General features: G+C 63.9%; 21 protein-coding genes. 6 read left to right on the top strand and 15 right to left on the bottom strand.

Features of this window, described 5'->3' with window-relative positions:
* Nucleotides 1-45: 45 nt before the first annotated feature.
* Complete coding sequence (gene rnhB / locus SZ63_RS01545; RefSeq protein WP_048180000.1) at nucleotides 46-675, top strand: ribonuclease HII; 630 nt, start codon at nucleotides 46-48, stop codon at nucleotides 673-675.
* Nucleotides 676-714: 39 nt separating this feature from the next.
* Nucleotides 715-2,046 (top strand): site-2 protease family protein, encoded by a 1,332-nt coding sequence (locus SZ63_RS01540; RefSeq protein WP_048179994.1) that lies wholly within the window; start codon nucleotides 715-717, stop codon nucleotides 2,044-2,046.
* Between the two features lie 375 nt (nucleotides 2,047-2,421).
* On the opposite strand, the gene SZ63_RS01535 is transcribed toward SZ63_RS01540, so the two are convergent.
* The 12 genes from SZ63_RS01535 to SZ63_RS01480 form a co-directional block, all read right to left on the bottom strand.
* Nucleotides 2,422-3,684, bottom strand: coding sequence for an ABC transporter substrate-binding protein (locus SZ63_RS01535; RefSeq protein WP_082122601.1), 1,263 nt, complete (start codon nucleotides 3,682-3,684; stop codon nucleotides 2,422-2,424).
* A gap of 191 nt (nucleotides 3,685-3,875) precedes the next feature.
* Complete coding sequence (locus tag SZ63_RS01530; RefSeq protein ID WP_048179991.1) at nucleotides 3,876-4,967, bottom strand: SPFH domain-containing protein; 1,092 nt, start codon at nucleotides 4,965-4,967, stop codon at nucleotides 3,876-3,878.
* Nucleotide 4,968: 1 nt separating this feature from the next.
* Nucleotides 4,969-5,427 (bottom strand): NfeD family protein, encoded by a 459-nt coding sequence (locus tag SZ63_RS01525; protein WP_048179985.1) that lies wholly within the window; start codon nucleotides 5,425-5,427, stop codon nucleotides 4,969-4,971.
* A 47-nt stretch (nucleotides 5,428-5,474) separates the two neighbouring features.
* The gene (locus SZ63_RS01520; RefSeq protein ID WP_048179980.1) at nucleotides 5,475-6,086 is read right to left on the bottom strand and encodes a hypothetical protein; all 612 of its coding nucleotides are present in this window, start codon (nucleotides 6,084-6,086) and stop codon (nucleotides 5,475-5,477) included.
* Between the two features lie 37 nt (nucleotides 6,087-6,123).
* Nucleotides 6,124-7,089: a phosphatase PAP2 family protein gene (locus SZ63_RS01515; RefSeq protein WP_048179977.1), complete on the bottom strand. Its 966-nt coding sequence runs from the start codon at nucleotides 7,087-7,089 to the stop codon at nucleotides 6,124-6,126.
* Nucleotides 7,086-7,745, bottom strand: a complete 660-nt coding sequence (locus SZ63_RS01510) for a MarC family protein (protein WP_048179973.1) — start codon at nucleotides 7,743-7,745, stop codon at nucleotides 7,086-7,088. The genes SZ63_RS01515 and SZ63_RS01510 overlap by 4 nt, the downstream gene beginning before the upstream one ends.
* A gap of 58 nt (nucleotides 7,746-7,803) precedes the next feature.
* Complete coding sequence (locus SZ63_RS01505) at nucleotides 7,804-8,973, bottom strand: hypothetical protein (RefSeq protein ID WP_241481218.1); 1,170 nt, start codon at nucleotides 8,971-8,973, stop codon at nucleotides 7,804-7,806.
* A gap of 258 nt (nucleotides 8,974-9,231) precedes the next feature.
* Nucleotides 9,232-9,486: a DUF3303 domain-containing protein gene (locus SZ63_RS01500; RefSeq protein ID WP_048180775.1), complete on the bottom strand. Its 255-nt coding sequence runs from the start codon at nucleotides 9,484-9,486 to the stop codon at nucleotides 9,232-9,234.
* A gap of 81 nt (nucleotides 9,487-9,567) precedes the next feature.
* Nucleotides 9,568-10,761, bottom strand: coding sequence for an ABC transporter permease (locus tag SZ63_RS01495; protein ID WP_048179968.1), 1,194 nt, complete (start codon nucleotides 10,759-10,761; stop codon nucleotides 9,568-9,570).
* 12 nt (nucleotides 10,762-10,773) lie between these two features.
* Entirely contained in the window at nucleotides 10,774-11,973 is a 1,200-nt protein-coding gene (locus SZ63_RS01490) for an ABC transporter permease (RefSeq protein ID WP_082122600.1), read from the bottom strand.
* Nucleotides 11,973-12,647 (bottom strand): ABC transporter ATP-binding protein, encoded by a 675-nt coding sequence (locus SZ63_RS01485; RefSeq protein ID WP_048179962.1) that lies wholly within the window; start codon nucleotides 12,645-12,647, stop codon nucleotides 11,973-11,975. The genes SZ63_RS01490 and SZ63_RS01485 overlap by 1 nt, the downstream gene beginning before the upstream one ends.
* Nucleotides 12,644-13,774, bottom strand: coding sequence for a COG1361 S-layer family protein (locus SZ63_RS01480; protein WP_048179960.1), 1,131 nt, complete (start codon nucleotides 13,772-13,774; stop codon nucleotides 12,644-12,646). Before SZ63_RS01480 ends, SZ63_RS01485 begins: the two co-directional genes overlap by 4 nt.
* Nucleotides 13,775-13,904: 130 nt before the next feature.
* Here SZ63_RS01480 and SZ63_RS01475 point away from each other — a divergent pair, with 130 nt between their 5' ends.
* Complete coding sequence (locus SZ63_RS01475; protein WP_048179957.1) at nucleotides 13,905-15,527, top strand: putative manganese-dependent inorganic diphosphatase; 1,623 nt, start codon at nucleotides 13,905-13,907, stop codon at nucleotides 15,525-15,527.
* Nucleotides 15,528-15,822: 295 nt separating this feature from the next.
* Here the strand turns inward: SZ63_RS01475 and SZ63_RS01470 are convergent, their stop codons facing one another.
* Both SZ63_RS01470 and SZ63_RS01465 read right to left on the bottom strand, forming a co-directional pair.
* Nucleotides 15,823-17,148 (bottom strand): dihydrolipoyl dehydrogenase family protein, encoded by a 1,326-nt coding sequence (locus tag SZ63_RS01470; protein ID WP_048179955.1) that lies wholly within the window; start codon nucleotides 17,146-17,148, stop codon nucleotides 15,823-15,825.
* A 9-nt stretch (nucleotides 17,149-17,157) separates the two neighbouring features.
* The gene (locus SZ63_RS01465) at nucleotides 17,158-18,123 is read right to left on the bottom strand and encodes a hypothetical protein (RefSeq protein WP_048179952.1); all 966 of its coding nucleotides are present in this window, start codon (nucleotides 18,121-18,123) and stop codon (nucleotides 17,158-17,160) included.
* A 221-nt stretch (nucleotides 18,124-18,344) separates the two neighbouring features.
* Here SZ63_RS01465 and SZ63_RS01460 point away from each other — a divergent pair, with 221 nt between their 5' ends.
* Complete coding sequence (locus tag SZ63_RS01460; RefSeq protein WP_048179949.1) at nucleotides 18,345-19,091, top strand: DUF128 domain-containing protein; 747 nt, start codon at nucleotides 18,345-18,347, stop codon at nucleotides 19,089-19,091.
* On the opposite strand, the gene SZ63_RS01455 is transcribed toward SZ63_RS01460, so the two are convergent.
* Nucleotides 19,085-19,876, bottom strand: a complete 792-nt coding sequence (locus tag SZ63_RS01455; protein ID WP_048179946.1) for a TrmB family transcriptional regulator — start codon at nucleotides 19,874-19,876, stop codon at nucleotides 19,085-19,087. The genes SZ63_RS01460 and SZ63_RS01455 overlap by 7 nt on opposite strands.
* Before the next feature lie 66 nt (nucleotides 19,877-19,942).
* On the opposite strand from SZ63_RS01455, the gene SZ63_RS01450 reads away from it, so the two are divergent.
* A complete protein-coding gene (locus tag SZ63_RS01450) occupies nucleotides 19,943-21,229 on the top strand; it encodes a COG1361 S-layer family protein (protein ID WP_048179943.1) in 1,287 nt (428 codons plus the stop codon).
* The gene (locus SZ63_RS01445) at nucleotides 21,226-21,948 is read left to right on the top strand and encodes a glucose-6-phosphate isomerase family protein (protein ID WP_048179940.1); all 723 of its coding nucleotides are present in this window, start codon (nucleotides 21,226-21,228) and stop codon (nucleotides 21,946-21,948) included. The genes SZ63_RS01450 and SZ63_RS01445 overlap by 4 nt, the downstream gene beginning before the upstream one ends.
* Nucleotides 21,949-22,161 lie beyond the last annotated feature (213 nt).

The raw sequence follows: 22,161 nt of genomic DNA, 5'->3' as shown, positions 1-22,161 counted from the left end.
ATTCAACCGTCAGCATTGAAATACCTTGCGAATAAACCACCCTGTGTGATCTGCGGGGTGGACGAAGCGGGGAAGGGTTCGGTTCTCGGCCCGATGGTAGTCGCCGCCGTCGGGTGTCGCGAGATCGAGGATCTCGCGGCCCTTCCCATCCGGGACTCGAAGGTGCTCCGGCCGAAACAGCGCGAGGCGCTCTACGATATTCTCTTCCGCGATTTTTCGATAGCGATCGTCACCATCGATGCCGCCGGGATCGACGATGCCCGGAGCAGGATGAGCATGAACACCTGCGTGGCCGAACTTCACGCCGAGGCGCTCATGGGCCTCCAGCCGGAGTGCGCCTACGTGGACGCCTGCGACGTGAACGCGGAACGCTACGGGCGGACGATTGCGGGGCTCCTCGACTTCCCCTGCGAGATCGTCGCCGAACATCACGCCGACGCCCGGCACAAGATCGTCGGCGCGGCGAGCGTCGTCGCGAAAGTCACCCGTGACCGGGCGATCCGGGAGCTCGAGCGGCAGTACGGAGCGATCGGGAGCGGCTACCCCTCCGACCCGGCGACCATCGAGTTCCTCCGGGGCTACATCCGCTCTCACGGGAGCCCGCCGGCCTGTGCCCGCCGGAGCTGGAAGACGGTCACGAACCTCTGTCAGACGACGATGCAGGATTTCGCGTAACCGGGAAGTTTTATGCCTCCCGCACCCTAACCGTGAGTGATGAACTGGCTCCAGATACTCCTTCTCCTCGTCGCGGCATACCTTCTGATTGCCTACTACATCCGTGAACGAGGGCTGTTTAAGGATCACGTCATGTTCTTCGGCCCGATCCTCGCCATAAAGACCGAACGGGTCGGTTTCTTCGACTGGTTCCGGAAGTTCGGGACGGTGCTCCGGGCTTACGCGACGCTCGGGGTCCTGCTGGTAGTCGTGGTCTCGGCCTTCATGACCCTCGCCCTGCTCGTCGCGGTCCCCCAGTATCTGGTGCATACCCCGGAGCCGACCGGGATCTACGATCCGAGAAATCTCCTTGCGATACCCGGCGTCAACCAGGCGATCCCGATCACCGCAGCCGTCTTCCTCGGCCTCCTCCTCACGATCGTCATCCACGAGTTCGGTCACGCCATCCTCGCCCGGGTCGAGGATATGCGGGTCAAGAGCATGGGTCTCCTCATCGCCGTCATCCCGATAGGGGCGTTCGTCGAGCCCGACGAGGAGGACGTGGAAGCGGCGAAGGGGATGCCGAAGATCCGGATGTTCGGCGCCGGGATCACGAACAACATGGTCTTCGGCCTCGCGTGCTTTGCAGCGATGTTCCTTCTCTTCGGGATGGCGACGCCCCTTGCCGTCCCGCTCGTCCAGGGAGTCTACCAGGACTATCCCGCGGCCGACGCGGGGCTTCCCGGCTACTCGATCATCACGGGCGTGAACGGTGTTCCCGTGGCAAGCCAGGAAGAGATTGCGGCGATCATGGACGGGACGCGGCCGGGAGAGGCGGTCACACTGACGGCCGCGAAAGACGGGGTCGAGAGCACCTACACCCTTACCCTGGATGAATGGCCGAAAGAGCTCGGTGGCGACCGGGACACCGGGTTCATGGGGGTCTACTACTACAACGCTCCCGCTGTGGAGGAGCATATCGGAAATATCGCAGATCTCGGGCTTCTTGCGCCCCTCTACCTGACGATAGCCCCGATCGACGCCTTTATCCAGGGCAACACCCAGCAACTCGCCATCCTGCTCGTCGATACCCCCGAGCAGATAGCCTGGGAGGAGCCGTTCCCCCTCTTCTGGGGCACGGTTCACCTCCTCTTCTGGACAGGGTGGTTCAACCTGCTGGTCGGGATGTTCAACGCCATACCGATCGTCCCGCTCGACGGCGGCTACATGATGAAGGAGGGTGTGGAACGGTTCTTCGAGCGCCGGGGCTGGTCCCGGTACGCACAAAAGGTCGTCGCCTCGATCAGCGGCTTTGTGACGGTGATGCTGATCCTCCTCATCACGATGCCGATGATCGTTGCGGCGCTGCGGTTCGTGCTGGCGATGGGATAACCCTTTTTTGTTCCCCTACCCGCCCAGAGCAGCGCAGGGGGACATTAAGTATACCAGGAACGAAGATCGCCACCAGGCGGACGGTATGATCCCAAACCCCGGCGCACCGCGGCCCTCAACATACTTTGATGCCGATGAGGTTCTTCAGACCGTCGAGACAACCGATAGCCTGCAGGCCATCGTCACCCACGCTACCGATGCCATAGCGGCCCATACCGCCGGTGCTGCGGACCCATCGCCGCCAATAGGCGTTCAATCTTCTCATGAACATTGCGCTCTTTTACGTTGCCGCATCGCTCGTCAGCATCGTATTCGGCAGAAACTGAAGACAGGATCGTTGCATCAAAGAAAAAAAATCAGGGATGGGATTGGCGTTCAGACGCCGACCCACTCGAGTTCCGGAGTGGTGCCTGCCGACCGGACGCCGTACTGGACGAGCGGCACCCACCGGCAGGCGTCGCCGTCGGCACCCACCGTCCAGAAGGTGTAGTGCGCATTCGACAGGTCGCCGGCACCGTTCAGGTGCGCCGGCCCGAACAGGGGCCCGCCGGACCTCCCTGCGGATCTCTCAAGTGCGGCCTTCAGCATGGCGGCGTCCGCGGTGTCGGTCTCTATCCGGGCCATGGTGACGATCCAGAGCGCATCGTAGGTCGCGAGGCTGTAACCGTCGGGATGCCGCCCGAGGAGCTCGCGCATCTTCTGGATGGTGGCCGTGTTCGACGCGACACTCTCCTGGTTCCAGAGCGCCGGGGAGGTAAACCTCGTCCGCTCCGCGAAGCGGGCGGGCTCGCCCGTCACCAGTTCATCGAGGAGGACGTTCCCGTCACACCCGTACCACCGGACCTTCGGCAGGTTCTCTGTCGCGAGAGCCGCCTCCATGATCCTGTCCGCCTCGTCGAGGCTGACCAGGTAGACGGCGACCTTCTCTTTCCCGTGCACCGCGATCGCCTGAGCCACCCGGGCATCGAGGTCCGCCGCCATCGCGCTATAGTCCTCCTGACCCGGCGTGTACCGGGCGCCGTCGAGGACCTTGCCGCCGCCTCTCACAAACGCCGCCGTCGTCAGTTTCTCCAGTTCGTCGCCCCAGACGTCGCCGCGCCAGACCGGTAGAACCGCCTTCACTCCCTGCTCTTTCAGGTAGTATGCCATGACGTCGGCCTGGTAGGTGTCCGGCGGCACGAACCGGTAGACGTTGTCACCCGCAATCGCAAGCGACGGCGCCGTGCTCATGGTGCTGACGATCAGGATCCCGTGCTCGTCGGCATACGTCCGGATCGCCTCCAGTTCGGCGCTGGTTCCGGGCCCGATGACAATCTTCGTCCCCTGCCCTTCAAGCGTCCGGAGTTTCTCCAGGGCGACAGCGGGGTCGGCCTTCGTGTCCTCGATGATTATTCCGACACGGTAGTCCGACCCGATCGAGACAAAGTAATCGTTGATGTCCCCGGCGGCCACCTCGAGGGCGACCCGGCTCGCCTCCCCGCCCCCGGCGTAATCGCCGGAAAGCGGCAGGAGGGCGCCGACGACGATATCCTGAACGGCCTCAGGCCCTGCAGGGGACGTCTCCGACCCCATACACCCGCAGGCAAGGACTGCCGCTGCAAGGAGAAGAAGTACGAATGCTGCTGAAACTTTTCTCATAGGATTTACTTTATGAGACGAAGAATAACCATTTCGCTTTGAACCGCAGAAACACGGCGGATTCGAGCCAAAAATAGCCTTTCAGGAAACATTTTCCCGTGGGCATTAAAGACCGCTCATGCCGGGCGCGTGCCCGACCGACGCGGATGGTACCGGGATGCAGTCGTGTCCAAAAACAGGGAGGAGCGGGCTTACAGCCCCTCGTCCTCTCCCTTCCCGATCAGGTCCCGCGACTTCTTCTGCATCTCCACGTCGATATCGGTCTCGATGCTCTTTACCGCCTCCTCTGCGGTCCGGACCACGTCCCGGCCCGGGATCTCCCCGAGGATATCCTCCGGCGGCAGTTCCGTTCCTTCGGGAACCTCCGCTGCTTCTGCAGTGGCGCCGAGGTACTCCGCTGCCTGCCTGACGACGCTCGAGAGCTCGAACGGGAATATGATCTTCGTCGCCTGGCCCTCGGCCATCTGTTTCAGGGCATCGAGCGAGAGGACCGTGATCGCCCGCTTATCAAGCGGCCGGGCGCCGACCGAGAGGATGCGCAGCCCCTGCGCCTCGCCCTGCGCCTGCAGGATCCTCGATAGCCGTTCACCCTCGGCCCGCAGGATCTTGCTCTGCCGCTCGCCCTCGGCCTCCAGGATGATGCTCTGCCGGCTCCCTTCGGCACGAAGGATCGCCGCACGCTTCTCGCCGTCCGCACGGAGGATCGCCGCACGCCGCTCACGCTCGGCGGCGGTCTGCTCGGTCATCGCCTGCTTGACCGCGCCCACCGGGTCGACCTCCTTGATCTCGACCCGCTCGACCTTGACGCCCCAGGCATCGGTCTCCCGGTCCAGGATGTCGCGGAGGCGGGCGTTGATGACGTCCCGGTTGTAGAGGACCTCGTCGAGCTCCATGTCGCCGATGATCCCACGGAGACTCGTCTGCGCCAGCGCCACCGTCGCCGATCGGTAGTTCATCACCTCGAAGTAGGCCTTCTCGGGATCGATCACCCGGACATAGACGATCGCATCGACGTTCGTCGGGGAGTTATCCTTCGTGATCACCTCCTGACGCGGGACGTCCATCACCTCTGTGCGGAGGTCGAGTTTCTTGACCACCGTGATCAGCGGGACGACCCACCGAAAGCCGGGGTTCATCCTCCCGATGTAGCGTCCCAGGCGAATCTGGAGCCCCTGTTCGTACGGCTGGACGATCACCACGCCACGGGCGAAGATGATGATGATGACGATGATGAGAAAGACCGTGATAAGTCCGGTCCACGGAAATTCTCCGGTAAAAAGCATCTTAACGTACCTCCTTCACGACGACGTGCACCCCTTCGGAGCGAACGACGATAACTTTTCTCCCGACCGGGATCTCTCCAGATTCGGAACGGGCGCTCCACTCCATGCTCCCGAGCCGCACCTTCCCCGTGATCGTCTCCGGATTGACCGGAATGATCACCGTTCCCTCCAGGCCGACGAGCGAGTCCCGGGAGAGGGTCGTCGGCGGTTCATGGCCGGGCGTGAGGCGGCCGTAGAGCCATACGGTGACCGAGGCCGCCACGATTGCCGCGAGGACCCCGACGACGAGGCCCCAGGGCGACGTGAGGATGTCGACACCGAGGAGGAGGAGAACCCCGAGAATGACCATCACCGTCGCGGGGACGGCGATGAAGAAACCGGGCTGGTAGACCTCCACCAGGAGCAGCACCGCCCCGAGCACGATCAGAATCCAGCCGAGAGCGATCCCCTCTGCAAGCATAGAGAGTGAGTCGGCTTTCGGCTATAAAAGTCTGCTGAAGGGTGTTTTCAGCCGAGATCCATCACCGGCGTGATCCGGGGCGGCACGGTCCGCTCCATCGTGAGCGGAACGCCGCCGGGCGGGGCGATGCGGATCAGGAACCTCTCGCCGGGCGCAAACGGCCGGGAGGGATAGATGACCAGGTCGAACTGCTCCCCGGGTTCGAGGAGCGTGTCGTCGTCCGCCTGCAAAAACGGGATCGTGTGCCCCATCCGGACGATCGTCCAGTTCCCGGGCGATACCGGCGCTCCGGCAGTTCTATCGAGGCGTTCGGTTCCTTCGGGGGTGGAGACCTCGACCACGGCGCGGCCGATATCGACGCTCCCCATATCGCCGACGAAGAGACGGATGCTGCAGGAGACCGATCCCATCCGTGACGGGTCGGGCCGATCGCAGACGAGGGCGACGCCGTCGACGGACCGTTCGCCAAGCGCGTAGCCGTAGACCTCGCCGGAGACCATCAGGCATTCCCCGGTCTCCTCGAGGGCTGTGTAGACGAGACCCCCTGGAGGGCCGGGGGGAGCGTTCAGGGCGTGGACCGCAAGCACGGCAAGCAGGATCGCCACGATGCAGAGGATGATCCCTTCGAGCACCGTGAGGCCACCGTCCGCCGAATTCATATTGAATCCTCGTCTGCAGGGGATATATACCCCTGCGTTACGTGCCCGGGCCGTACCGGGCGAAGAACGCCGGGGCGCCGAACGAGACCCAGGCACCGGCGACGGCGGCCCGGAGGTACTGGAAGAGGTATGCAGCGGGAACGGCGTCCTGCGGGACAAAAAGCCCGAACCCATACCAGATCGCCCCGCTCATCAGGATTCCGATAACGTAGCGGGACAGGCGGACCGAACCCTTACCTCTCGCGCACATGCTCCCCGGATGGCGGTCTGCCGCCGCACCGGCCGCGAACCCGAAGAAGAGCCCCGACGCCGTGACCGCGTCCAGGAGAAGGAGCGGGTTGATCGGCTCCCCGGACCGCTCGAGCGCCCCCGCCGCCCAGGAGGCGGGAACCTCCCAGTCCCCGAGGGCCGCGAGAGCGGCAAACGAGGCTATGGCCAGGGCAAGCGACCCTATAAATGCGGCAAGCACCCGCCCGGATAGCGGGAGGGCGACGATCCGGCGGGCCACCGGTTCCTCGAGAGCAAGGAACGCAAGGAGGACGGCGACGCCGATCCCCCATCCCGCGAGGACATCGATCGGGAAGTGAACCCCGAGGAACACCCTCGATCCGCCGATGAGAAAGACCATTCCGACCGCGAAGACCCAGACCCACCCGCGCCGGGCGTCGGCGGCAATCAGTCCCCAGAACGACGCCGACCCCTGGGCGTGCGCCGACGGCAGCCCGAACGACGGGTGGCTACCGAGCGCCCTGACCTCCGGGCTGACCCAGTAGGGCCGGGGGAGGTGGAACGCGACTTTGAGGGCCTCGTTGAGCCCGCCCGTGATCCCCATCAGGAGGGCCAGACGGAGCCCGAGGCGCGCGTCCCAGCACCAGTAGAGGAACGCGATGACGAGCAGGTAGAACTCCGGCTCCCCGAGGAGCGTGAAGAACAGCATCGGCGCTTCGAGCCACGCCGCATGAGTCTGAAGAGCCTGGATGAGAGCGATCTGAACATCCGTCATTCCGTACCCGCATCCCCGCCGAAGTCGACATTCGACAGCAGTTGGGGCATCGCCTCCGCGATCCCGCTGATGATGAACTGGATAGCTATCGCAAGAACGATGACCGCCATCAGTTTCGGGACGACCCTGAGGCCTCCTTCCCCGATGAAGGCGAATATACGGGGACCGTAGAGCATTCCGACGTACGAGACGCCGAGAGCTGCGGCGATCCCGAGGAAGACGGCGATCAGGCTCGACGCACCGGCGGACGTGAGCAGAATCACCGTTGTGATCGTCCCCGGCCCGCAGGAGAGCGGAAAGGCCAGCGGAACGATGGCGATATTCTCCAGGTCGCCGGCCCGGTAGGATTCGCCGCGCGAACCGAGCATCCCGGTAGCCACGGTGACGAGCAGGATGCCTCCCGCTATCTGGAACGCAGGAACGGTTATATTGAAGATCGAGAAGACCAGTTGCCCGGTCAATGCAAAGAAGGCGAGCACGATGAAAGATATTCTAACCGTCGTACGGATGACCTTCCGGCGTTCACCCGGGGTCATCCCCTCGGTGAGCGCCGTAAAGACCGCGGTCGTGGAGGCCGGGTTCATCACCGCGGTGATCGACGCGACCGCGACCAGGGCCAACCCCACAAACCCGGCGATCTCCGTCACCAGGCTCATTCCGGATCACCGCTGTCCGAGTCCATGAGGCCACATACGACCGGCGCGCATACCTACCTTACGGTCTCCCTTCCGTGACCGCTTCCGGGACATGGACCGCGGGGAACGCGTCGAGGAGTTCCCGCGTCAGTTCGGCCCCGAGCGACGGCTGGACTGACTCGAGCCAGAGGAAGAAGCCTGCCATGTGGGGCGTCCGCCGGCTCTCGAACTTGAACCCGCCCGTCTTGTTCGGCACCATCTTGAGGTACTCCTTCTTGCTGCGGGTCCGCAGATAGATGATTGGCCGGTACTCCGGGATGTTTACGGCGAGTATGACCTTCGAGAACTGTTTCTGAATCGTATCCGGGTCGTAGGTTCTCCCCTTGATGCGGATGGGATATCGGGCATCGAGCATCCGGACGGCGGAGGGATAGAGTCCCCCGAAGAGGACTTTCTTCACGATCGGCGGGATCTCGTCCGGAGTGCCGAGTTCCCCGACGCCTTTCTTCGAGGTGACGGTGGAGATGATGCTCTGCAGCCGCTCGTCGTGCAGTTTCTTGTAGTCGAACGGTCGGCGGGGTGGGATGTCCTTGATGGATACCAGTTTCTCATGCTTGATCCGGCGGGTAGGGCTCCTTTTCAGGTCCCGCTGCCGTATAAGGCCTTTCAAATCCTCGCAGGTCGGGGTGGTGAGGAGGACGTTGTCCGGTTCCTTGAGGAGGCGGCGGACGACGGCCGTCCGGGAGATATCTACCGAGGAGATGAGAAGGAACGGCACGGTCGGCTGCCCGTAGAGATAGCCGAAGAGCTGCTTCTTGTAGCGGATCTCCGCCTCGAACTCTTTTAAGTCGGCAGGAGAGGTGATGATCTCTCCAAACGTCAACGCTCCGGTGTGGTCGACGAGCACGAGATCGACCTCGGCAAGGTCCTGCCCGTTTCCCCTGACCTTGATGTCCCCGATGTTCGAGTAGAAGAGCCCGTTCTGACCGAGTTGCGCACGCCGGACTTTTGCGGGCCCGTCGGCACCCCGGGCCACGACGGAGAGGACAAGATCGGTCTGCAGCGAGAGGTCGAGGATCATCTCGTAGACGATCGCCTCGAACCATCGCCCTTCCGCGGTTCGCATCTCGGGAATGTCCTCGGAGAAGAGTTTCTTTCGATCTGCCGGGCGCAGGTGGCGCAGCGCTCTCATGATGATCGCCCGCGTCGGCTGGAGCGAGCTGAAGTTTTTGTCGAGCCACGTAATCATTTGCAACATCCGTTTCACACAGCCGGGTATTGTTATCGTATTGGGGACCGGATTGGGGTCAGAGCACTTCCTGACAGGGAAGTCTATCATCCTATAAGTGCTCATAGAGTTTCCGGTCTCCAGGGCTATGAAATTACGCATGGTCCCACCCCCGCGAGGAGGCTTCGCCGCGCCCGGCCTCGCGGCGGACTCCGGGAGAGGGCGGCTCGATCGGGACGGGAAAAGAGGAGGGTGTCAGGCGCCGTGCAGCGCCCCGGATCAGACCGCCTTGATCGCTTCTTCGAGCGGCATTGCCGGCACGACGTGGGCAACCCCGTACGAGCTGAACGGCGCGGTGATCTTTAAGATGGAGCGCTCGTCCGGCGCCTCGAAGACGGCAACCGACATGTGCCTCCCGATGAGGAGGTAGCGCTGGAGGACGTTCACGTCCGAGGGGAACTTGAAGTGCTTCCAGAGTTCCAGAACCTGATGCGCGTGCTCCGGTTCGAACTGATACCACAGGACAAATAACATCGTCGTCACCGGCTCCCCCATATCACCTCTGGTATAAAAATCCTGCACCGGTGACCGGCCCCCCACCACCAGGGGAGCCCGTCACTCGTAGCGGAGCGCCTCGATGGGGTTCAACTGCGCCGCTTTCCACGCCGGGTAAAACCCGGCAACGATGCTGGTTGCCGTCCCGAACGCCATCGCAAAGGCAACGTAGCCGATCACCACGGTAACAGGGACGCCCGCTCCCGCCGACATGGCGAAGTCGGTGAGGTACTCCGCTACCGTGGCGGTGACGTAGTGGGCGACCGCTATGCTCACGATGCCGCCGGCGATGCTCCCTGCGATCCCTAGGAGCAGGCTCTCATAAAGGAACATCCGGAGAACCTCCCGCTTTCGCGCCCCGATGCTCCGCATCAGCCCGATCTCCCCCGTCCGCTCCGTGACCGAGATGATCATGACGTTTAAGATGCTCACGCTTGCGACGAGGAGGGAAACCGCACCTATGCCGAGGAGGAAGATGTTGATGGCGTCGGTGGTCTCGTAGAAGATCTCCAGGATCTCGCGCGAGTCGAGGACGTCCACGACCTCCTTCCTGCGGTTGATCTGCTGGTCGATGGCGGCCTTCACCCCTTCGATCTCCGAGAGATCGCTGACCTTGACGACGACACGGCTGTAGTCCTGGTTCCCGTGCCGCTCCGTGTACCAGTCCTCCGTGACGATGAGGGCGTAGTCGGGGTTGATATCGATCGCCATCCCCCGCTCCGCCGCGATTCCCACGACACGGACGCTCTCGCCCCCGACCTCGATGCGGCTCCCCGGGTGGAGGTCGAGTTCGTCGGCGAGGAGCGAACCCACCATCACCCCCGACGACCTCCCCTGCGGGAAGATCCCGGCTTCTTCGTCCAGCAGGAACGGGATGTCGGCCGCCGGCATGGCATATATCGTCACGTAGCCGCTCGTATCCCGCACATGCAGCCGGTCCGATGCGAGAATCATGGGGATGACCCGGTGCTGCCCCGCGGCCTTCTCTATCAGCCCCAGGTTTTTCTCGGAGATGCGTGCGGCAAGGGTGTTTCTGGGGTCGAACGGGTCGCCGCTCGATACCGCGAGGTGCGGGGTGACGAGCAAGGTGTCGCTCACGTCGGAGATCATCCCGCTGAAGAGCACCGAGAGGCTGCTTCCCATGATGCCCAGGGAGGCGATGGCTATTACACCGATGATGATGCCGACCATTGCGAGAATCGAGCGGACCTTGTGCCGTTTGAGGTTCCTGATCGCGAGATCGAAGAAGATCATGCCCCGTCACACCTATTTCTGCCGCATCGCATCGACCGGAGCCAGCTGCGAAGCTTTCCACGCCGGATAAAATCCGGCGGCGATGCTCGTCCCTGTACCGAACGCCATCCCGAAGACGATATATCCGACCGCGCTCAGGTCGAAGACCGTGATGTTCTCGCCGAAGGTCGTCCCGGCCGTGAAGACCTCGACCGCGGCGAGGCTGATCAGGTACCCAAAGGCGGTGCTCAGGACGCCGCCGACGATGCTTCCGATGAACCCGAGGATCACCGCTTCGTAGAGGAACATCAGGAGAACCTCCCGGCGTAACGCCCCGATGCTCCTCATGACGCCGATCTCGCGGATGCGCTCGGTCACCGAGATGTACATGACGTTTAAGATGTTGACGGCGGCGACGATGAGTGATATCCCCCCGATCCCGACGAGAAACACCGTGATCTGCTGGTAGATCTCCTCGTACTGCCGGAGCATCTCGCGCGAGTCGAATATGTCCACGATCTCCTCGCGGCGGTTGATCCGGCTATCTATCGCCTCTTTCACGGCATCGATCTCTTCCGCGTCGCCGACCCGGACGACGACCATCGGGTAGGCGTCTTTAGCCCCGAAGTGGCTCTCGTACCAGCCGTCGGTGACGACGATCGCGTAGTCCGGGTTGATGTCGGCGGCAAACCCGCGCTCCGCAAGCACGCCGGCAACCCGGATGCTCTCGTTCCCTATCGTGAGCCTGGAGCCCGGGGCTACGCCGTACTCCGCGGCGAGGTATGTCCCGACGAGCGCGCCCGGCTGGTTCTGCCGGGGATACTGCCCGTCCGCGATCTCGAGCAGGATGGGGATATCGTCCGATGCGACCCCGATGATCTGGGTATACCCGCTCTTGCCGCGGCCGAACTCAACCTCGTCGGCTCCCTGGAGCACCGGAATCGTCCGGTGCGGGTTTGCCGCCCGCCGGATCTCCTCGACCTCGCGGGCAGGGATGCTGGCATCCACCGCCGTCCGTGGGTCCCCGGCAAACGTCCCGCCGATCGCGGTGTGCGGCGTGATCACGACGGTATCGCCGACGTCGGTGATGACGTTCGCGACGAGGAGATTGATGCTGTTGCCCATGACGCCGAGGGAGGCGATGGCGACGACGCCGATGACGATCCCGATGATGGAGAGCGCCGAGCGTATCCAGTGCCTCCGGAGGTTCCGGACCGCGAACGAGAAGAACACTATGCCAGCCTCCCGTCGACGATCCGGATCGTGCGGCGGGCGTACGCGGCGACGTTGGGATCATGGGTCACCATGATGACCGTCTTGCTTTCCCTGTTCTCTTCCGCGAGGATCTCCATGATCGCGGTCCCGGTCTTCGTGTCCAGGTTCCCGGTCGGTTCGTCGCAGAGAAGGAGGTCGGGATCGTTGACGAGCGCCCGGGCGATCGCGACCCGCTGCTGCTCGCCGCCCGAAAGTTCGCCCGGCCTGTGGGTAAAGAGGGCGTCGTCGAGGTGCATCGCCCGCATGACCTCGATCGCCCGGCGCCGGCTCTCCTCCCGGTCGGTGGTGAGGATGATGGGGAACTCGACGTTCTCGACCGCCGAGAGGAGGGGAATCAGGTTGAACTGCTGGAAGACGAACCCGATGCGGTCGCGCCGGAGCCGGGTGAGGTCGTCGTCGCTCATCCTCGAGATCTCACGCCCGGAGAGGTAGATCTTCCCGGCTGTAGGAACGTCGAGACAGCCCATCAGGTTTAAGAGCGTCGACTTCCCGGAGCCCGAGGGGCCCATCACGGCGATGAATTCGCCCGGATCGACGGTGAGGGAGACGCGGTCGAGCGCCACGACGTCGCCTGCCGGCAGAGGATAGATCTTGCTGACGTCCTCGAACCGGAGGATGGGCTCGCCGTTCACCGCCGCCGCCTCCGGACATACCAGAGGGCCGCGAGGCCGGCGGCGACGACGACCAGCGCCACGGCGGCAGCTGCCGGAGCGGGCAGTCCGGCATCGGCAGCCTCCTCTCCCGTGCGGTTCTCGAGCGAGATCGGTCGCTCGACGGAGTAGGGATTGCCGTCGTCGTCCCGGTAGTCGATGACGAGCGGGATCTCCTCCACGCCGGCACCGGCCCGGAACGTCACCTCGAAGGAGGAGATGTCGTCGGGATCGAGCGTCCCGACCACATAGACCCGGAACGGGTCGGTGGGCGTCGCGGGGGCGCCCGGGGAGATGATGACCGAACGGGCTGGTTCGAGCCCCGCGTTCATGACGTCGCCCGTCGCCCGGTAGTTTTCTCCCTCCGCGGCGACTTCAACGTTGGTGACGATGAGATCGGCCTGCCGCCTGTCCTCGCCGAACGCGATCGGCAGCACCAGGTCGGCGGTGTGGGTGTTGATCCCGTTGCGCCAGACCACCCGGAACGTGACGTTCGTCTCCGTGGCGGGGGTCAGGTTGAAGGCGACGGTTCCGGACGCGTCGGGCTCCAGGGTGCCGATGAACGCGCTACCCGGCGTGACGGAGAAGTTAGCTCCCTCGGGGATCACCTGGACACCGGAGGCGACGTTCGGCCGCGGGTTGCCGACTTGAATGGCAACGCCGGCCTCCCTCCCGGCGGCGAAGGCGTCCGGTCTCCCGGCCACCGACGCCTCAAGCGGGGTGCCGTCCACCCGGACCGGAACCGGATGGGTGAGGGTTCCGTTCTCCCTGAGGTCGAGGGAGAACCGGGGATAGTAGGTTCCGTCGGGAGCGTCCGCACGGACGGCGAAGGTGAACGTGCGGTTGAGGCCTGCCCCGAGAGCCCCGACCGAGGGGTAGGGCTCATCCGCCGGGACGACACCGTCCTCGTAGAGGCGGGCGGCGCCGAGCGGGAGGGTGAACGGGCCGGTGTTCAGCACGGTGACCGTCACGAAGCCCGCGTCGCCCGGCATCAGGATCTCCGGCTCGACCGTAACGGACGTCACCGTCACGTTGCCCTGCGCTCCCGCGGCCGGGGAGACGAGAAGGCATGCCAGGATGAACAGGATGGGGATGGAACCAGATTCCACACGAGAGAATGGAGGGAGCCTCTACTTCAACGTTATCCCTGCACCACCGGGAGGGCGGCATAAAACCTTTGACGGCAGAGGGTGATACCTCTGGAGACAACCGTTGCCCCGCCGGGGTTCCGAGGGAAGCATGGGACAGAACAAAATCATCATCATCGGCCACAAGCAGCCCGATACCGACAGCATCTGCAGCGTCATCGGCTACGCCGAGCTCCGCAACCGCGCCGAGCCGGGAAAGTATATCCCCGCCCGGTGCGGGGAGGTGAGCCCGGAGGCGAGGTTTGCACTCGAGACGTTCGGCGCCGAGGCACCGGTCTACGTAGCGAGCGTCGAACCCACCGTATCGGACATACCGCTCGACACCCGGCGCGTCCGCCAGGACGTCCCGACGGTCGACGTCGCCGCCCTGATGGACACCTACGATATGCGGAACATGCCGATCACGGACGGTGACGAGACCCTGGTCGGCCTCGTCAGCGAGTACGGCCTCGCGCGAGCCTATGTGCGGAAGAATCCCCGGGAGCAGCTCTCCCTCATCCCGATGCCGCTCGAGACCCTCGCCCGCATCCTGGACGCCCGGATAGTCGTCCTGTCGCGCGAGACGCTCGGGGAAGGCCGGGTCTATACCGTCATCGACGCCCTGCACGTCACCCTCTCGCGGATGACGCCCGACGACATCGCGATCGTGGGGGACAACGAACCCGCCCAGCTCGCGCTGATATCGGCAGGGGTCGCCGCGCTCATCATCGCCGAAGGAGCGCCGGTGGGCGAGCGGGTGATCGACGCCGCGCGGACGAGGGGCGCCTCGGTGCTCGCGACGACGCTCGACGCCTTCAGCGTCGGCAAGATGATCAGCCTCTCTCTCCCCGCGAGCATGATCATGGAGACCGACATCCCCACGGTGCGGATGGAGGATTCGCTCGAGTATGCGAAGAGCATCGTCTCGAACTCCAAGTTCAGGACGGCCTGCGTCGTCGGGGAAGAGGGGCGTCATATCGGGCTCGTCTCCCGGACGACGCTGATGCAGGACGTCCAGAAGTCGGTGATCCTCCTCGACCACAACGAGTACTCCCAGGCCGTGGACGGGATCGAGCAGGCGGATATCCTCGAGATCATCGACCACCACCGCCTCGGCGCGATCTCGACCCTAAAACCGGTGCGGTTCCTCAACGACCCCGTGGGATCGACCTCGACGATCGTGGCGAACAAGTTCATCGAGGCCTGCATCGAGCCCACGCCGTCGACCGCCGGGCTCCTTCTCTCGGGGATCCTCTCGGATACGATGGTGATGAAACTCTCGACGACAACCCCGGCGGATATCCGGGCGGCCGACCACCTCGCGGGGATCGCCGGGGTCGATCCGGCCGAGTACGGGCCGGAACTGATCCGGAAGGGCATGGATCTCGACGCCCTCCCCAAGGACGAACTCCTCACCCGCGACATGAAGCGGTACAACCTCTTCGGGCGGAGCATCATGGTCTCGCAGGTGATGACGTCGTCGTTTGAGTTCGCAGAGACCCGCGCCGACGAGATCCGCGCCGAACTGGATCACCTGAGGACAACGATGGGGGTCGACTGCTTCTTCGCCCTCTTTACGAACGTCTTTGGTAACGCAAGCGATCTCTTTGCCGCCGGGGACGAAGCCTGCATCTCCAAACTGGATCTCCGGGACCAGCCGGTCCGGCTGGAAGGCGTCATGTCCCGCAAAAAAGATTTCATCCCGAAGTTCGGGCAGATGTTCCGGCAGCTCTAGCATCAAGCCACTTCCTTCGCGGCTTCGTGTGGGGCTGTATTGTTATCCCCGGCAAGTAACTCACGCGAAGCCGCGAAGAGCGATGGGCGGAACGCCCGGAGCTTGAGCACCACAGGTGCGAAGAACGCGAAGATCGGTTTATTTGCGAGCAACTTCCCTTCGCGGCTTCGCGTTCTTCGCGTGAGGCCATAGTGCTGTCGCCCCTATTACTACCCGCGAAGTTCCGTGTATGGGTATAGCAACGCCTCTTCGCATTCGTCGCATGAGGCTCTACTATTACTTACCTACTACCGGCTCACTCGTTCTTCTTCTTGAGCATCCCCGCAGCGTAGCGGGCGAGCCCGTAGACGCCGTCGGTCGAGGGATGGACCTCGACGATCTCGTCGAAGTCGTCGACGGTGATGCCCCGCTTCATCAGGTAGCCGATGTAAGAGAGGAGGATCGACGCCCCCGGAACGGCGGCAGACGCCCCGATCAGCCGGCCGGTCGCGGGATCGACCCGGACCTGGGCAAGCCCCGCCCAGCCTCCCGCAACGTCCCAGAACGATCCGGGGCCCGCGGGCGCGGGGGCCGAGAGGGTGACGCCTCCGTCGCCGTCGCCGGTCGCGGCGAAGGCGTAGTCGTAGCGGAGGCTCATCGCCTGCGGAATGCCCTCGTAGTCCATGACGGTCTCGCGGCCGAGGATGTTCTCCGCCGCCACCACGCCCTCCCTCCGGGCCGCGGGAGTCAGGTAGGGCGGGCCGATGACGTCGCCGGCGGCGTAGACGCCCGGAACACTCGTGCGCATCCTCGCGTCGACGACGACGGCACCGTCCGGGTGCTTATCGAGTCCCTGGAGCATCCCCGAGTTGGGGACGAGCCCGGTTGCGAGCAGGACGGCATCGGCCTCAAGCTCCTCGCCGCCGGCGAGAAGAACCGAACGGACCCGCCCCCCACCTTCGATGCCTGCAACCGGGGTCTCTTCGCGGACGCCGATCCCGGCAAGGTCGCGGAGCGCGGCGGAGCGCATCTTCGGATCGAGATCGCGGAGCAGCCCGTGCCGGGCGATTATCACGACTTCGACCCCGAAGGCGTGGAATATATGGGCAAACTCCGCCGCCACCACCCCGCCGCCGATGACAGCCATCCGGCGGGGGAGATCGGGCATAGCAGGGAGCGTGCGGTAGGTGTAGACGCCGGCAAGATCGGTGCCGGGGATATCGGGGATTGCCGGCCGCGACCCGGTGGCCGCGATGACCGCATCGGCCCGGACCTCCTCGTCGCCGATGAAGACCCGGCTCCCTTCCAGCCGCCCTTCGGCTCCGTAGATCACTTCGACCCCCGCCCGGCGGGTCTCCGCATCGAGAACCGAGGAGAGTTTCTCCTGGACTTCACAGATACGCTTCCGGATCGCCGGGTAAGAGACGGCCGGAACCGAGTCGAGGATACCGAGGCCCTGCTGGGTTCTGGCGGATTCGATGAGCCGTGCAACGTCGTTCAAGGCGCAGATCGTCATGCACCGCTCGTGAAGGCACTGCCCGCCGATGCTACGCTGCTCGACGAGCCAGACCTCCTCCCCGGCCTGTGCGAGGTGCATCGCCCCGAGCCTTCCCGCGGGCCCGCCGCCGATGACGACGATCATGATCTTTACCTACAGCAGTTCGACGCCTTCGTCCATCGGCATCGAGAGAACTTCGCCGGTGAACCCGTTGACCTCGACGATCTTGCTCCCCCCCCTCACCTGCCAGACCGGCACGTAGACGGTCTCGAGATCGACGGTGATGTTGTTCCGGTCGGGTTTGAGGGTCTTCTCCTCGTAGAAGATGGCGTCGCCCTTCTCGTAGCGGAACCGCACCCGCTGGGTGAGCCGGTCCATGACCTCCCGCACGAGCTGCTCCTCCACGTCCTCGCGCACGAGCCGGGCGGAGACGATCTCGGAACCGAACGGAACCGGGCCCCGCTCGATCTCATCGGGGTTGATCTCCATCTTCAGGCCGTTGATGGCGTTGATCGCCCCGGCACCCTCGGCATCGAAGGAGACCAGCCGGTCTTTCACCTCGCGCTCGCCGGTGCTCACGTAGCGGTAGTTCCAGTAGGGGATGAACCGGCACTTCGCCGTCCCGTGCACCCCGGCGATGCCGCAGGCACGCTTCTCGGGCACCTGCACCGGGAGGTGAGGCAACTCCGGCCCCTCCTGCGGCTCCTCCTCCACCGCCGCGGGAGCGGCCTCGATCCGTCCCCGCCGGACTGCCCCCGCAGGCGGGGGAAGATCCAGGATCAGGCTCTGCCCGAGCACCTCCGCAAGCGCGGCCCTGCCCGCGTAGCGAACGAATTCGTCCGGCCCCCACAGGATGCAGTCCTCCGTCTGCACCGCCGAATCGAGGGTGAAGAGCAGTTTCCTGCAGACCCAGTCCTCTTCGCCGGTGCGCAGGCGATAGGTCATCGAATCGAAGTTCTCAATCGTCTCCGGATCGTCCGAGCAGAGCACCACCAGGGCATCCTCGCTCCCGATCGCGGAGAGATCCAGCGGGTCGCCGACCTCCTCAACGTCGTAGGAGGCCGCGGCAAGGATCCGCTTCAGCACGTTCCGGGCTTTTTCCCGAGTCCCACTCTCCATTCATCTAACAATACCACAGGGAGATAGAACAAGTTTTCCCTTCCGGGGCCGGGCGCAGGGATAGCAGTGAGAGAGGGCGTTCAACGGGATGAACGGGATAAGCATACCGCCGGCGGGATGCGGAGGCAATGGACGCCCGGTGCCTCCCCGGGCCCCTGCCGGACGAATCCGCCGAATCAGGAAGGCAACACTTTTTCACCTGCAGGGCAAGAGATCTGATAATGCACGCCCCCCTGAAGTTCACCAACCATCGCATCGAGGAGTACGCGCTCAAGGTGACCTACCGCCCGGAGGATGACACGGGAAAGATCATCTACAACCTCTCGCTCATCGAGAGCCGCGACCTCGAGTTCGCGCTCTCCGTCATGAAAGAGGCGCACAAACGGGGCATCACCATCAGCGACCGGCTCCTGGTCACCGGGCCCGGGGGGCAGGTCGGCGGCTACACCGTGCCGGACGGCCGGCACGGCATCTGCACGATGTGCAGCATCACGCTCGACGCTCTTCTCCTCCAGCGCGGCATCCCGGCGAGCCCGATCGGGGGCGGGATCGTCGAGGTCGACGGGAGGGTTGCGCAGCGGTTCACGAGCATGATCCTCTACCGCGACACCACGCTCGATCCTCTCGAGGTTCTCATCTCCCAGGAGGCCACGTCGATCCTCGACGTCATGCGCCGGGGAAAGGGCAACATCCTCGCAAACATCAGAGAGTGCCACATGGAGGCCGAACAACTCCTGGGGACAGTGCTCGACGAACTTTCGGCCATAGGGTTCTCCGGCATCCTCGATGTCGGCGCCCCGAACGTTCCCCTGCTGGGTGTCCCGGTGAGCCCGCAGTACATAGGCGTGGCAATGGTCGGAGGCACGAACGCAATGGCGGCCGTCCGGGAGGCGGGAAGGCCGGTGGTGACCCGGGCGCTCAAAGGACTGATCGATATCCGGGAGATGGACTATCTGGACGATTACTGACCCGCAGCCTTCGCCCATTCCATGACGGTGGTGATATGCCGCCGCACGAAGAGCGCGAGCCCCGCGGATTCCGAATAGAGAGCGGAGGGCTGACCGTCGGCTCCTTCCATCCAGAGCAGCGCCCGGGTATCGTCCACCAGGAAGACGCCCGATCTCTCGTACGGCAACAGTTTCTCCGCAAGGAAGGGGGTTTCGCAGAGCGCGGCGAGGGGAAGGATATGGAGACAAAACCGGGAAGGCTGCTCGCCTGCCCAGCGCTCGGTGACGATCTCGACCGGCACGGAGTCGGGGACGGGATCGAGCAGCGGGAGGACGCTCCGCTGGAGAAGGTCCCCGGTCGCGAGCAACTCAACGCTCCGTTCCGCACTTTTAAACATTTCTGCGAGGCGGGTTCTGATGTTCTCTTCACCGTAGATCGTCCAGACCAGTTCCCGGTCGCCCCGGCCTTCCCGTTCCTTCTCCCGGTAAAAGGCGTCGAGGGCCCCCCGGGCGCTTTCGGCGTCGCTCTCGATCCGGCGCATCAGGTTCTCGACGCCCTGGTCGGGGGCAACGGCGTCGAAGCGTTTGGGCGTCGTGTGCGAGACGCTGACCAGTTCCTTCTGGACGAGCCGGTCAAGAACCGGGTAGACGGATGCGCGCGGCACGCCGGAGATCTCGTGAACTTCCGTTGCGGTCGCGCCCGCTGTTCTGAGGAGCCCGATATATACGAGGGCTTCGTACTTCGTAAGTCCCAGTGATTTAAGAGATTCGAGGAGAGCGTTCGGAACGTCCCGGGGAGCCTTCATTCCATCATGTATATATATACTGTTTAGCAATAAATGTTGTTGCTACTATAACAACAAGGTGAAGAGATGCGTTGGCAACACCTACCTGTACTGATGCTCCTGCTGGCACTCCTGGTTGTACCGGGGTCGGCGCAGGGCGTCAAGTACCTCTATGGAAGTCCCGATCTATCGGCAACAATTTCCGGCACCAATCAGTTCGCACCGGGTGCCGAGACCCAGATTGCGGTTATCATATCAAACAGCGGCCTGAATACCCACAAGATCGTCGGCTCGACGCTCCTCACTCCCGACGATCAGCCGAACACCGCAAAACTGGTCACCGTGGGGCTCAAGAGCAGCGATACGCCGTTCACCGTCAAGACGGACCCGCAGTTCTTAAGTGACATTGCGGGCGGCGCCTCCGCTACCGCCACGTTCGATGTGAAGATCGCGGATTCCGCGGAGCCGGGCACCTACATGCTGCCGCTCGAGGTGACCTACACCTACCTCGCGGATGCGGAAGAGTACGGGAGCGACGTCCTCCGCTACAACTACCAGAAGAGGACCAGGACCCTGCCCCTCGAGGTGCGGGTCACGCCCGACCTCCAGGTCGAGGTTCTTGACGTGCGCTCCGAGTCGCTGAACGTCGGCACGGAAGGTTACGTCTACATGACCCTGAAGAACGTCGGGCACGACACGGCGAACAAGGCAGTCGCGATGGTCACGAGAAGCGGCGCGAGCCCGCTCATCCCTACCGACGGGAACGCCTACGTCGGAACGTTCGAGCCGGGAGAGACGGTGGACGTGAAGTTCAAGGTCTCGGTTGCCGATACCGCCGAGCCGCAGTCGTACCCGCTGGACGTCGCGGTCACCTATGAGGACTACGAAGGCAAGACGGTGACCTCCCGGTCGGCGACGATCGGCCTCCCCGTCGGCGGCAAGATCGCCTTCGAGGTCGTCTCGCCGGTATCAACGCTCTACCTGGGGCAGAAGAGCATCCTTGAGGTCGTGTACAGGAACTCGGGGGCGGCAACGGTCTACAACGCACAGGCCCGGATCAGCGCCGTCGACCCCTTCACCAGCAGCGACGACACCGCATTCCTCGGCGACCTTGCCCCCGGCGAGACCGCGACGGCACGGTTCGAGGTGAACGTCGACGGCGAAGGGACCGAGAAAGAGTACGGAATCGACTCCGAGATCCGCTACCGCGACGACCTGGACAACAGCAAGATATCCGACACCATGAAGGTGCGGGTCGCGCTCGAGCGGAGGCAGGGCACTATCTTCACCAATCCGGTCTTCCTCGTCGCCGTTCTGGCCGTCATCATCGGCGCAGGGTATTATATATTCGTGTACCGTAAGAAACAGAGATGAACGGGTACTGGGACGGACCCAAACCGGAGCCGCAGGTAAGGACAATCGAGGAGATGCGCGAGGTTCTCGCAGATCCCGGCTGCACCTCCGATCAGCCCCTCTATTTTATGTACCGGGATCTCGCGAAGAGCGAGAGCGACCGGGAGTGGCTCCGGGAGCACCGCATCCGCTACGATATCACCGTCATTCCCGCCCGGACGCTCTGCGGAGAGTACGTCAAGACGAAGGGCCACTACCACACAGAGAACCCGGCAGGAGAACTCTACCCGGAGATCTACGAGGTGCTCGAGGGGACGGGGCACTACCTCCTCCAGACCCACAACGCCGACGACGTGGTGATGATCGAGGCGTCCGTCGGCGACAAGATCCTGATCCCGCCGGGATACGGCCACGTGACGATCAACCCCGGCAGGGAGGATCTCGTGATGGCGAACCTCGTCTCGTCGGAGTTCTCAAGCGACTACGATCCCTACGCGGAGCTGACGGGAGCCGCCTACTACGAGATGGAGGGCGGGGCGCTGGTGAAGAACCCGCGCTACTCCGACGCCCCGCCGGTGCGTTACTGCAACCCGGTGGAGGTTCCGGAACTCGGGATCGAGAAAGAGGTCGGGCTCTACGACCTGATCGGGCGGCCCCGGTCGGTCGCGTTCTTGAACCACCCGGAGCAGTTCATGGAGATCTTCGCCGAAGTGACCGGCGGATGTCTTGCGATGCGGTAAGACTTGCTGGGCGGCGTTCCTGGGCGGGCCTGACCCTCCTCAAGCGCCAGCCCAGCATCGTGCAGCGTTGTCTCACGCGAAGAAGGCTGCCAACACTCATCTGCTGAACTTCGCGTTCTTCGCACCTCCGGTGCTCGAACACCTTTCCTGAAGGGATAGTCATCCTTCGCGGCTCGCATCTTCGGTGCTTGAGCTCACTACGCTTGCACTTCG

Origin of the sequence: Methanoculleus sediminis (assembly GCF_001017125.1) — an archaeon.
In the GTDB taxonomy this organism is placed as follows: Archaea; Halobacteriota; Methanomicrobia; order Methanomicrobiales; family Methanoculleaceae; genus Methanoculleus; species Methanoculleus sediminis.
This window is presented reverse-complemented; position numbering and strand designations above follow the sequence as displayed.

Bases quoted from the DNA above. Each gene is read 5' to 3' on its own strand.
- SZ63_RS01540 (WP_048179994.1), top strand. From the start codon at position 715: ATGAACTGGCTCCAGATACTCCTTCTCCTCGTCGCGGCATACCTTCTG.
- SZ63_RS01535 (WP_082122601.1), bottom strand. From the start codon at position 3,684: ATGAGAAAAGTTTCAGCAGCATTCGTACTTCTTCTCCTTGCAGCGGCA.
- SZ63_RS01530 (WP_048179991.1), bottom strand. From the start codon at position 4,967: ATGCTTTTTACCGGAGAATTTCCGTGGACCGGACTTATCACGGTCTTT.
- SZ63_RS01525 (WP_048179985.1), bottom strand. From the start codon at position 5,427: ATGCTTGCAGAGGGGATCGCTCTCGGCTGGATTCTGATCGTGCTCGGG.
- SZ63_RS01520 (WP_048179980.1), bottom strand. From the start codon at position 6,086: ATGAATTCGGCGGACGGTGGCCTCACGGTGCTCGAAGGGATCATCCTC.
- SZ63_RS01515 (WP_048179977.1), bottom strand. From the start codon at position 7,089: ATGACGGATGTTCAGATCGCTCTCATCCAGGCTCTTCAGACTCATGCG.
- SZ63_RS01510 (WP_048179973.1), bottom strand. From the start codon at position 7,745: ATGAGCCTGGTGACGGAGATCGCCGGGTTTGTGGGGTTGGCCCTGGTC.
- SZ63_RS01505 (WP_241481218.1), bottom strand. From the start codon at position 8,973: ATGATTACGTGGCTCGACAAAAACTTCAGCTCGCTCCAGCCGACGCGG.
- SZ63_RS01500 (WP_048180775.1), bottom strand. From the start codon at position 9,486: ATGTTATTTGTCCTGTGGTATCAGTTCGAACCGGAGCACGCGCATCAG.
- SZ63_RS01495 (WP_048179968.1), bottom strand. From the start codon at position 10,761: ATGATCTTCTTCGATCTCGCGATCAGGAACCTCAAACGGCACAAGGTC.
- SZ63_RS01475 (WP_048179957.1), top strand. From the start codon at position 13,905: ATGGGACAGAACAAAATCATCATCATCGGCCACAAGCAGCCCGATACC.
- SZ63_RS01470 (WP_048179955.1), bottom strand. From the start codon at position 17,148: ATGATCGTCGTCATCGGCGGCGGGCCCGCGGGAAGGCTCGGGGCGATG.
- SZ63_RS01465 (WP_048179952.1), bottom strand. From the start codon at position 18,123: ATGGAGAGTGGGACTCGGGAAAAAGCCCGGAACGTGCTGAAGCGGATC.
- SZ63_RS01460 (WP_048179949.1), top strand. From the start codon at position 18,345: ATGCACGCCCCCCTGAAGTTCACCAACCATCGCATCGAGGAGTACGCG.
- SZ63_RS01455 (WP_048179946.1), bottom strand. From the start codon at position 19,876: ATGAAGGCTCCCCGGGACGTTCCGAACGCTCTCCTCGAATCTCTTAAA.
- SZ63_RS01450 (WP_048179943.1), top strand. From the start codon at position 19,943: ATGCGTTGGCAACACCTACCTGTACTGATGCTCCTGCTGGCACTCCTG.
- SZ63_RS01445 (WP_048179940.1), top strand. From the start codon at position 21,226: ATGAACGGGTACTGGGACGGACCCAAACCGGAGCCGCAGGTAAGGACA.